Annotated in this window: 6 protein-coding genes and 1 CRISPR repeat array (1 of these 7 only partly in view); all 6 genes read left to right on the top strand. The window is 38.7% G+C overall.

What is annotated here, in order from left to right; translation table 11 throughout:
- Position 1: 1 nt before the first annotated feature.
- The 6 genes from cas7b (at position 2) to cas2 (ending at position 5948) form a co-directional block, all read left to right on the top strand.
- Positions 2-910, top strand: a complete 909-nt coding sequence (gene cas7b, locus KVG29_RS08620) for a type I-B CRISPR-associated protein Cas7/Csh2 (protein WP_252227873.1) — start codon at positions 2-4, stop codon at positions 908-910.
- Positions 911-922: 12 nt separating this feature from the next.
- Positions 923-1639 (top strand): type I-B CRISPR-associated protein Cas5b, encoded by a 717-nt coding sequence (gene cas5b / locus KVG29_RS08615; protein WP_252227872.1) that lies wholly within the window; start codon positions 923-925, stop codon positions 1637-1639.
- Entirely contained in the window at positions 1614-3983 is a 2370-nt protein-coding gene (cas3, locus tag KVG29_RS08610) for a CRISPR-associated helicase Cas3' (protein ID WP_252227871.1), read from the top strand. The genes cas5b and cas3 overlap by 26 nt, the downstream gene beginning before the upstream one ends.
- Complete coding sequence (cas4, locus tag KVG29_RS08605; RefSeq protein WP_252227870.1) at positions 3977-4471, top strand: CRISPR-associated protein Cas4; 495 nt, start codon at positions 3977-3979, stop codon at positions 4469-4471. The genes cas3 and cas4 overlap by 7 nt, the downstream gene beginning before the upstream one ends.
- Before the next feature lie 14 nt (positions 4472-4485).
- On the top strand, positions 4486-5478 hold the full coding sequence (cas1b, locus tag KVG29_RS08600) for a type I-B CRISPR-associated endonuclease Cas1b (RefSeq protein WP_252227869.1): 993 nt from the start codon (positions 4486-4488) through the stop codon (positions 5476-5478).
- Positions 5479-5684: 206 nt separating this feature from the next.
- Entirely contained in the window at positions 5685-5948 is a 264-nt protein-coding gene (gene cas2 / locus KVG29_RS08595) for a CRISPR-associated endonuclease Cas2 (RefSeq protein ID WP_252227868.1), read from the top strand.
- Positions 5949-6140: 192 nt separating this feature from the next.
- Positions 6141-11969: a CRISPR direct-repeat array (repeat unit 30 nt; unit sequence GTTTTTAGCCTACCTATAAGGGATTGAAAC); it runs 12678 nt beyond the window's last position.

Here is an 11969-nt window from a genome sequence, read left to right as displayed (position 1 = left end):
GATGTCTGCTATAAAAAACAGGTCTGAAATACTTTTTCTTTATGATGTGACTGATGCCAATCCCAATGGTGACCCTGTGGATGAAAATAAACCCAGGATCGATGAGGAAACAGGGGTCAATATAGTGACAGATGTAAGGCTAAAGAGGACTGTGAGGGATTATTTGCATTACTATAAAGGGTTGGACGTTTTTGTGCTCGAAATACGAGATTCAAACGGCAATTTAAAAACTAAAGAGGAAAGAATAGCTGATTTTAAAGATAATGCTGATATTGTGAAAAAATGCATTGACGTAAGGCTTTTTGGGGCTACTATTGCGGTTAAGGATAAAACCATGACGTTGACGGGGCCGGTACAGTTCAAGTTCGGTAGGTCATTACATAGAGTGAATATGATGTATATTAAGGGAACTACGGTGATGCCTTCACAGCAGGACAAAAAGCAGGGTACATTTACAGAGAAGTATATACTTCCTTACTCTCTGATAGCATTCTACGGCATTGTAAATGAAAATGCAGCAGCGAGCCAGGGGATTGACTTGACAGAGCAGGATGTCATGTATTTGTTAGAAGGGCTGTGGAACGGGACAAAGAACCTTATATCCACTTCAAAAGCTGGGCAGATGCCAAGATTGTTGCTACAAGTTGTACATAAGGAAAAGAATTTCCATTTAGGGGAATTGGATAAGAGGGTAAAATTTGTGAGCGATAAAAACGATGAGGAGATCCGAGATATAAAAGATGGTAAGTTGGATATCACTGAGCTGGTAAATGCTCTGAAGAATCATAAGGACACTATTGAAAAGATCAATTATAAGGTGAACGAGCGTGTGATTTTGATGTCTGATGGGGTAGAGGTATCAATAAAGGATGCTTTGGCGGGCTTTAATTTAAGCGAACTTCCGTTTTAAGGGGTATGGGACATGAAAGTGTTGGTGTTTGACATATTTGGCGATTTTGGACATTTTAAGAAATTTTATACTACTTCGTCGCCTCTTACCTTTTCTTTCCCTCCCCCGCCTACCGTGAAGGGGATGTTAGGTGCCATAGTAGGAGTGGATAAGAGCGAATATTTAAATGTGTTCTCATCCAATAACTGCAAGATTGCTATAAGGATTCTTTCGCCGGTAAAAAAGATTAGAATGGGGATAAATCATATTAACACCAAGGGCAACTACTGGATTCCCCTTAAAAAGAAGAACCATGAAGCTCGCACTCAAATTAGGACCGAGTTTTTGAAAAACCCGGCTTATAGAATATACGTATATCACAATGATAGAAGCATTTTTGATAAATTATCAGAATATGTTATGATGCACAAGACGGTTTATACCCTTTCCATGGGTTTAAGCGAGCTTTTGGCCGATTTTAAATACGTGGGGGTATGGGAAGCAGAGGAATATCACATGGGAGAGTGTGAAATTGCTACTGTAATACCTATGAATATAGTAAAAGAGTACGGAATACGTTTTGAAGAAGGTAAGAGGTATTTCAAAGAAAAGATGGCTGTTGATATGAAGCAGGGTCGTATAGTAGAGCGTTATGAAGACGTATTATTTGAAGCCCAGGGTAAATCGATTTATGCACAGACAATGGTATACTGGGAGGTTGAAAATGGAGAACGCATTGTATTCTTCTGAGCTGTATTCTCATGAGGATAAGGTTTTGGAAGAACACCTGATAAACGTTGCAAATATAGCTGTACAGAATTTATATGGTGCACCCGATGATATTTTTAAACATTACGGCAAAGACATATTATTTAGGTTAGTTAAAGTTTGTGCTCTATGCCACGATATTGGCAAAGCAACTTCGTATTTCCAGGAGTATTTATTTGCTTCAGAGAGTATTAAAAATAAGCTTAAGGGGAAAGAAGAAACCCATCACGGATTGTTATCTGCGATAGCAGCATATTTTGCTGCTAAAGCAGAGTTTCAAGGCGATACATTTAAAAACGATGAAGGGATTTTTTTGCCCTTCATCGCTTTTTTGGCTGTTCGTCGCCACCATGGTAACTTTGTGGATGTGATGAATGAGGCAATATTGAGCGAAAGAGAAAAAAGCATTTTGTTAAGACAGGTGGAGAGCATAGATGATTTGAAATTGGCCGTTGTCAATAAAAGTCTCCGTCAAGCGGGATTAAGGGTAGATATAACTGTTGCAAGACTAAGAGAATGGGTTATATCTTTTTCGGATGAACTGAGGCGTCTGAGAATGAGACTGCGCAAGCTAGAAAAGGCTCGGGATGTTGAACCGTATATACTGACTAATTTTGTGTTTTCCCTGTTGATAGATGCTGATAAAAGTGAGGTTACTATAGGCAAAAATGTTGAGCGGCCAAATGTTGATTTGGGAGAATATGTCGTGGATAAATATAAAACCACTATGGATATAAGAGATAGTTGGCTCAATAGCTTAAGACAACAAGCATATCATGAGGTCTTATCTGCCCCGCTGGATTTGAATGCCAAAATTATGTCAATAAATCTTCCCACGGGTTTAGGCAAGACTTTGACCTCCCTGGTTTTTGCTTTTAAGTTGAGGAAACAAATTCAGTTGACAAAAGGATATACCCCGCGCATTATATACTCGCTTCCATTTTTAAGCATCATTGAGCAAAATGCAGAGATAATTGAAAAGGTATTAGCCGCTAATGGGTTTAATGTTGATCACAGCCTATTGTTAAAACATCATCATTTAGCAGAGGTGCGTTATAGAAAAGAACAGGAAGAATTTGAAATTGATGACGCTAAGATATTGATAGAGGGATGGAATTCTGAGATAGTGGTTACCACTTTTGTTCAGCTTTTTCACACTTTGCTGTCAAATAAAAATCATGACCTGCGCAAATTTCACCGTTTAAGCGGCAGCATAATCATACTGGATGAAGTGCAGTCTATCCCTACTCGTTATTGGTTGCTTATCGGAGAACTTTTTAAAAAGTTAATCCAGGAACTTGATATTTATGTAATATTTGTAACTGCTACTGAGCCCTTAATTTTTTCCCGGAATGAGGTAAGCTGTTTGGTAAACAGGGAGTTTTACTTTAACAGCATGGATAGGGTGACTATCGTACCAAGGTTAGAGGAGAGTTTAACGCTGGAGGAATTTGTGGAAAGAATTGAATTGCAAAATGATAAAAGCTATTTGTTTATTTTAAATACAATCAACTCGGCAAAAACCTTATACGAGCTTTTAAAAGAAAAAACAGGGGAAGAAATAGCGTATTTGTCGACTCACGTGGTGCCTTATGAAAGGCTTGAACGCATAAAACTCATGAAGGCTGGAAAGGTAAGGCTTGCAGTTACTACGCAGGTGGTGGAGGCAGGTGTGGATATCGATTTTGACGTAGTATATAGAGATTTAGCCCCTCTTGATTCAATAAACCAGGCAGCGGGCCGCTGTAACCGGAATGGCATGAGAAAAGGGGAAGTTATAGTGGTCTCGCTTAAAGATGAAAGAAGGTCATACGCTTCTTATGTTTACGATTCTGTGCTTTTAGATATAACTAGAAAGATACTGCAGGGGAGAGATCTTGTGGCCGAAAGGGACTTTTTAAACATAATCGAAGAATATTACGTTCAAGTACAAGCCAAAAAATCTAATGACCTGTCGAGAGAACTTTTAGAAGCTGTTTACAAGATGAAGTATGAAAGCGTAGATGGTACTAGATGTATAGCGGATTTTAAGCTGATTGAAGAGGATTACCCCAAGGTTGACGTATTTGTTGAATTGAATGAAGAAGCAAAGCAGATTTGGCAGAGATATATACAGATAAAGGAAATAAAAGACTTGTTTGAAAGGAGATTGCACTTTAGCCACATTAAAGCAGATTTTTATAAGTATACCGTATCGGTGCCGTTGAAAATGGATAATATTCCACCAGAAGTTAAAGGTTTCTTGTATGTTTCTAACAATACGTTGAGTGAATATTACGACAAGGATACTGGCTTTATCACTAAAGGAGTGACTGCAATATGGTAGCCATAACAGGTACTTTGGTACAGAGTTACAATATATGTAAAAGGCAGACATGGCTTATGGCTCATCAAATAGTTCCTGACCAGGACCATCCGTATATAGAGATAGGGCGATTGCTTGACGAAGAAACGTATAGCCGGGACAAGAAGAAAATAAGCTTTGAGAATGTTGTGATTGACATAATAAGGTCAGATGAAGGGGACATAGTAGTGGGAGAGGTAAAAAAGAGCTCTAAAGCGCAGGAAAGCGCAAAATTGCAGCTTGCTTTTTATCTGTATAAGCTAAAACAGAGTGGGATTGATGCCAAAGGGCTTTTGCTGTTTCCTGAGGAGAGAAAAAGGGTGCCTGTGGAGCTTACTCCCGTTTTAGAGCAGGAACTGGAGGACATATTTAAAGGCATAAATTTTGTGGTTTCGATGAATATGCCACCGCCCCCACAAAAAATAGGCTATTGTAAGAATTGCGGGTATAGGGAATTTTGCTGGTCATGAAGAGGGGATTTACATTGAAGAAAGCAATTTATATATTTTCAAGTGGCGAGTTAAAAAGAAAGGACAATACCATATACTTTGAGAATGAAGAGGGGCAAAAATTTATACCTGTTGAGGGCACAAGCGAAATTTATGTATTTGGTGAGGTAGATATAAACAAGAGGTTTCTTGAATTTTTGACGCAGGCTGAAATAATAATGCACTTTTTTAATCATTACGGATATTATGTAGGGACATTTTATCCTAGGGGACATTTGAATTCAGGATATATGATATTGAAACAGGCGGAACACTATCTTGATTTTGAGAAAAGGTTTAATATAGCCTTGGAGTTTGTAAGCGGTGCATCCAAAAACATAAGGCAAGTACTAAAATACTACATAAACAGAGGCAAAGATCTAGGGGTGGTAGAGGAAAATATAAAGGGCTTAGAAGAAAGGCTGGGGGATTGCAGGGATATAGATCAACTTATGGCCATTGAAGGCAATATAAGAGAACATTATTATAGAGCGTTTGATTTGATTTTAGGCAAAGCTGACTTTGCTTTTGAACAGCGTACAAAAAGGCCTCCTAAAAATTATCTGAATACTTTAATCAGCTTTGGCAACTCGTTATTATATACTATTGTATTGAGTGAAATTTATAAAACTCACCTCGATCCCCGCATTGGTTTTTTACATACTACCAATTTTAGAAGATTTACCCTCAATTTAGATATAGCTGAAATATTTAAGCCGATAATTGTAGATAGAGTGATTTTTACGGTTGTGGGTAAGAATATGATTACCAAAGATGATTTTGAGAAAGGTATGGAGGGGTTGATTTTAAAGGAAAAAGCACAAAAGGTGTTTGTAGAAGAGATGGAAAACAAATTAAAGACTACTTTTAATCACAGGCATCTTGGACGTAACGTATCCTACAGGCGCCTAATAAGGCTGGAACTATATAAGCTGGAAAAACATTTGATAGGAGAGGAGGAATATAAGGCTTTTGTCATGTATTGGTAAGCGGATATCCGTATAAGATTAGTATACCAGAAGCTCGTGCAGCTAATGGGTATGCTAAAAGATGTTTTTATTTACTTACCGTTAAAATAAAAAGTGAATAAGTAATGTCTCTCGGTTTATTAAGAGCTACAATTATTATACAAGTTCAACTATAAATCCGATTTTATTGATGTACCCTTGAATAAAGTAGCTAAGCGGAGGCCGGAATGTTTTTAATACTGGTTTATGATGTAGGGGAAAAAAGAGTAAGCAAGGTACTGAAAATTTGTAGGAAATATTTAAACTGGGTACAAAACTCAGTATTAGAGGGAGAGATATCAGAGGCAAATTTCAAAAAGCTGAAGCTGGAGCTTAAGAAAGTAATAAACGAAGAGGAGGATTCGGTCATTTTCTATATATTGAGGACAATGAAATATTCAGAACGTGAAACTATGGGTATAAAAAAGGGTGGCGATGATATTTTCATATGATTTTTATTATATTTGTCGTCGACCTCCAGTAGTGCAAAAACCCCTGGAGATCGACGACAATTTTTTTGTTCCTTTCTTTTTCAAAAACCTTTATTTTTGGGGAAAAGAGTGATATAATGATAATCGATAAATATGGTGGATTGAATTTACAATAAATAACAAATGTTAATATTGCTATAACTTAATGGGTTGGTTTTTAGCCTACCTATAAGGGATTGCTTTTAGCACCCAATTTCTTATTTATGCCTATATCAGTTGGTTTTTAGCCTACCTATAAGGGATTGAAACATCCCCAAAGAGCCAAAGCAAGGCCGATAAGAGCACACGTTTTTAGCCTACCTATAAGGGATTGAAACGAAGCGAGCAAAAGTGTAGGGAAACTTGGTGATTCTGGTTTTTAGCCTACCTATAAGGGATTGAAACCGCAGGGTATCCAGTGTGGGCCTACGATTTGACGCTGGTTTTTAGCCTACCTATAAGGGATTGAAACGTACAACTGGTGAAGTAGTGCACCATAGACAATTAAAGTTTTTAGCCTACCTATAAGGGATTGAAACTTCTCGTAATCTGTGCTTTTCTGCGCACTTGTGCATAAGTTTTTAGCCTACCTATAAGGGATTGAAACTTTTGCAAAAGGCAGAAAGGGAAGAAACAAATACGAAAGTTTTTAGCCTACCTATAAGGGATTGAAACTATCCTGCGTTATGTCGTTATCTACTTCCTTTTTGCGTTTTTAGCCTACCTATAAGGGATTGAAACGGAAAAGCGTCTTGATTCTCTCGAATCCACTTCAAAAGTTTTTAGCCTACCTATAAGGGATTGAAACTACCCCCAAACAAGAAAGTTATAGCTGCTTCAATGTGTTTTTAGCCTACCTATAAGGGATTGAAACCATGCTAATGCAATTAAATTGCCGTAGTCCGTACCGGTTTTTAGCCTACCTATAAGGGATTGAAACATGGCTGTTTCTTGTGCTGTAATTTGCTCTGTTGTGTTTTTAGCCTACCTATAAGGGATTGAAACCTCTCTACCCAAAGGTGCCTGTATAACCTGGAAAGTAAGGTTTTTAGCCTACCTATAAGGGATTGAAACTTGGCTGTTGTACCGCCAGGTACTGAAATTGTTTTCAAGTTTTTAGCCTACCTATAAGGGATTGAAACCTTTATTAGCTATCTAGAAAAACACATTCTAAAACAGTTTTTAGCCTACCTATAAGGGATTGAAACGGTTCTCGCCTTTGTAACTTATTTCCCAGTTGTAACCCGTTTTTAGCCTACCTATAAGGGATTGAAACCATGGATATTGTTCGCCATTTACCCCGGTAATTATGTGTTTTTAGCCTACCTATAAGGGATTGAAACAATGGAGGAATTACTCTGTTCCCCAGCACGACCCAGTGTTTTTAGCCTACCTATAAGGGATTGAAACAGTTTTTCTGGCACAGGCAAACCTGCTCTAGCACAGTGTTTTTAGCCTACCTATAAGGGATTGAAACGCCCATACTCGTATAGCTGTAAGTAATGTATTTCCTCCGTTTTTAGCCTACCTATAAGGGATTGAAACCATCTCGAAGTTCCTTCATCTGCGGGGCGTTTACCAGTTTTTAGCCTACCTATAAGGGATTGAAACTGTTGTCTATGCTTGTAAGGATGTGCAATCGCCTGTATGTTTTTAGCCTACCTATAAGGGATTGAAACTGGAATTCTTCAATTTGCGGTGCTTCACCATGTTCAAGCGTTTTTAGCCTACCTATAAGGGATTGAAACCAGCGCTGGCAAAATGTGTAATAGTGCTCGTAGCAAGTTTTTAGCCTACCTATAAGGGATTGAAACCCATGCATGTATTCTGGCGGGGCTCGGGCATTGCGCGTTTTTAGCCTACCTATAAGGGATTGAAACCCCAGTGCCCGCTAAAACAACAAAATTCAATTTTAAAGTTTTTAGCCTACCTATAAGGGATTGAAACTGAATTAGCAAAGACTATTAAAAATATTACTTTTACAGTTTTTAGCCTACCTATAAGGGATTGAAACAAAGAATCCTTAAAAACCTTTTTCATTTTATCCTCCTTTATGTTTTTAGCCTACCTATAAGGGATTGAAACATATAGACGAAGTATTGCGTGCAACGTTCAAATATGGTTTTTAGCCTACCTATAAGGGATTGAAACGCCCTCGGGATATACGGGTTCGTATTCTTGCCTATAGTTTTTAGCCTACCTATAAGGGATTGAAACGCCCTCGGGATATACGGGTTCGTATTCTTGCCTATAGTTTTTAGCCTACCTATAAGGGATTGAAACCCAGTACCCGCTTGGCCGTTTCGCTCATACTCATCCGTTTTTAGCCTACCTATAAGGGATTGAAACTGGCTTGCAATACAGTTGTTATATCCGAATATTCGTCGTTTTTAGCCTACCTATAAGGGATTGAAACTAATTTCCATTGACTAACAACATTAAAACCACAACAGTTTTTAGCCTACCTATAAGGGATTGAAACGAATGAAAAATATAATATATCTGCATTCCAAAGAGCAAGTTTTTAGCCTACCTATAAGGGATTGAAACACAATTGCCGAACTATTTTTTGGACCTTCCCGCATAAGTTTTTAGCCTACCTATAAGGGATTGAAACCATCCAGGCATCGGCATGGTGGACGCAGCTGGTTGAGTTTTTAGCCTACCTATAAGGGATTGAAACGTATATTTTTAAAGTCTTAAAATTGCTGATTTTTAGCGTTTTTAGCCTACCTATAAGGGATTGAAACCACACTACATATGGGCTATGATGATTGTCGTTCGTAGTTTTTAGCCTACCTATAAGGGATTGAAACAATTAAACTTTTTGGACATACCAATCAACCTCCAGTAAGTTTTTAGCCTACCTATAAGGGATTGAAACCATTATCTACAATGCTTTTGTATTTGTTCAGCTCGTTTGTTTTTAGCCTACCTATAAGGGATTGAAACCGGTATAGCAAGCTGGAAGTACCGCACACGGTACAACACGTTTTTAGCCTACCTATAAGGGATTGAAACATTCCTACCATTTTTAGCATTTTTGGCCAAATCCATGTTTTTAGCCTACCTATAAGGGATTGAAACAAACTTAAAAAGGCAGAGGCTTTATTTCGCCTCTGCGTTTTTAGCCTACCTATAAGGGATTGAAACGCCCTTCGGTTTGATATGCCCCGGCCTGGAGCATATCGTCGGTTTTTAGCCTACCTATAAGGGATTGAAACAATACACCGAAACGGTGTCTCCCTCCTGGTCTCCCCCAGTTTTTAGCCTACCTATAAGGGATTGAAACGGGCCGGTCTCTAGGCCGTATGTGACACCGGTTGTCAGTTTTTAGCCTACCTATAAGGGATTGAAACTAGCATGTGGATATTGCATAAGAATAAGAAGTGTATGTTTTTAGCCTACCTATAAGGGATTGAAACCAACTTATTTTGGTTTCCTTTCGGTAAAGCAACCGAGTTTTTAGCCTACCTATAAGGGATTGAAACCCCCGAGATACAAAACGCCGCCCTCGGGATAGCAGCAGGTTTTTAGCCTACCTATAAGGGATTGAAACGCACAGTTCGACCACAAGCTACACATTCGCAGCTGTGTTTTTAGCCTACCTATAAGGGATTGAAACGAAGATAAATATTGCGTTAAGACTCTACAAGAACAATGTTTTTAGCCTACCTATAAGGGATTGAAACTCCACAATTGCGCAAGGTTCCATATTACCGTCAAGGGTTTTTAGCCTACCTATAAGGGATTGAAACTGGTGTATTCCTCTGCCATTTCTCTTGCTGTTGTTAGTTTTTAGCCTACCTATAAGGGATTGAAACAGGAGCGTAGGAGAAAGGCTGCAAAACATAGGGGCGAGTTTTTAGCCTACCTATAAGGGATTGAAACGAAGCTGCGAGATGCTGCAATCGAGCTCGGTGCAAAGTGTTTTTAGCCTACCTATAAGGGATTGAAACTTTTGCGGAGTCTTCCTCCTTTCTCCAGCAAATGCCGGTTTTTAGCCTACCTATAAGGGATTGAAACACCTTCTGGTAGCCCATATGTAATATTGCTGGGCAAAGTTTTTAGCCTACCTATAAGGGATTGAAACAAACTAGATACACGGATGAAGATTTTGCTCCGTTAAAGTTTTTAGCCTACCTATAAGGGATTGAAACTCGATACGGAACTCGTCGCCGCATTCGGCACATGCGGGTTTTTAGCCTACCTATAAGGGATTGAAACGAAACCGAAAGAAAGAGTTTTTGAATCGTATTACAAGTTTTTAGCCTACCTATAAGGGATTGAAACTATTCGTGAATCGGTACTCTTTCGTCATCATACTCTTTGTTTTTAGCCTACCTATAAGGGATTGAAACCTGCTTCTCTATGCCGTTCAGCACCTATAACATCATTGTTTTTAGCCTACCTATAAGGGATTGAAACGTTTGATATGCCAAAATAGCAGGTATTATACTACCAGTTTTTAGCCTACCTATAAGGGATTGAAACTAGCATACCGATACATACAATGCAATAGTAAAATCTTGTTTTTAGCCTACCTATAAGGGATTGAAACCAATTCGACTGTAGACTGCACAACAGTTTCCGTATTCGTTTTTAGCCTACCTATAAGGGATTGAAACCAAGGAAGCTAAACAGGAAGCTATCGAATGTGCTAGGGTTTTTAGCCTACCTATAAGGGATTGAAACCATGTGGTGTAGTATTCATCATAACAGTCCTGACATGTTTTTAGCCTACCTATAAGGGATTGAAACGGTTTAAATAGCATTTGATGAAGCGCATACCATAAAAGTTTTTAGCCTACCTATAAGGGATTGAAACGCGTTTGGCGTGCGTCGGGGCGGGGTACCCGGACCAAGTTTTTAGCCTACCTATAAGGGATTGAAACCAAAAAATAGCTGATGCTTTAGAGGTAGATATAAGAGTTTTTAGCCTACCTATAAGGGATTGAAACTCTTTCCGCTGCGGCTATCTCCCCAATTATGAACGAGTTTTTAGCCTACCTATAAGGGATTGAAACGCCTTTTCTAGTGTGGGATAGTACAAATATTTTCTAGTTTTTAGCCTACCTATAAGGGATTGAAACCCTTGCAGCCTTGCAAGCTGCTGTTCAAGCTCCTGGGTTTTTAGCCTACCTATAAGGGATTGAAACGAATATATATCCTGTTTAAGTATAAATTTTTGATCGCTTGTTTTTAGCCTACCTATAAGGGATTGAAACTTGGTCCGGGTACCCCGCCCCGACGCACGCCAAACGGTTTTTAGCCTACCTATAAGGGATTGAAACAAAAAGAGTGCTAGAAGGGTGCTGCATCCGTTGCAACGGTTTTTAGCCTACCTATAAGGGATTGAAACAAAGTATTTACCCCGTGTTTTTTGATACTTTTGGTAAGTTTTTAGCCTACCTATAAGGGATTGAAACAACTTGCAAAACAGAAAGAATACGCAGAATTTATATTTGTTTTTAGCCTACCTATAAGGGATTGAAACCTACCCGTGTTGAGTCTGTTGAGACTAGTGTAACAACGCGTTTTTAGCCTACCTATAAGGGATTGAAACCCGGCGGGGCGATTACAAATACCGCCGGATTGAAAGGTTTTTAGCCTACCTATAAGGGATTGAAACATGTGCTGTACGAGATGCAAGATGGTATATATAGAATTGTTTTTAGCCTACCTATAAGGGATTGAAACAGCACAAAGTAGAATATGAGAATGCTGACGTTGAAGGTTTTTAGCCTACCTATAAGGGATTGAAACACAGCTGTTGATACTAATAATCCTAATAAATGGATTAGTTTTTAGCCTACCTATAAGGGATTGAAACTATTCTGCATTGGTCATGGTAGCCCCATCTCCTACAAGGTTTTTAGCCTACCTATAAGGGATTGAAACGGGTTATCTCTGGCAACATAACGTATATTGCGCTCGTGTTTTTAGCCTACCTATAAGGGATTGAAACTCATCTAGGCAGCCGAATTAAAGGCTGCTTTATTT

Origin of the sequence: Caldicoprobacter algeriensis (assembly GCF_023838525.1) — a bacterium.
In the GTDB taxonomy this organism is placed as follows: Bacteria; Bacillota; Clostridia; order Caldicoprobacterales; family Caldicoprobacteraceae; genus Caldicoprobacter; species Caldicoprobacter algeriensis.
Note: the sequence above shows the minus strand (reverse complement) of the source record. Positions and strands in the feature narration are given on the sequence as shown.

Coding starts and splice junctions, on each gene's coding strand:
- cas7b (WP_252227873.1), top strand. CDS start 2: ATGTCTGCTATAAAAAACAGGTCTGAAATACTTTTTCTTTATGATGTG.
- cas5b (WP_252227872.1), top strand. CDS start 923: ATGAAAGTGTTGGTGTTTGACATATTTGGCGATTTTGGACATTTTAAG.
- cas3 (WP_252227871.1), top strand. CDS start 1,614: ATGGAGAACGCATTGTATTCTTCTGAGCTGTATTCTCATGAGGATAAG.
- cas4 (WP_252227870.1), top strand. CDS start 3,977: ATGGTAGCCATAACAGGTACTTTGGTACAGAGTTACAATATATGTAAA.
- cas2 (WP_252227868.1), top strand. CDS start 5,685: ATGTTTTTAATACTGGTTTATGATGTAGGGGAAAAAAGAGTAAGCAAG.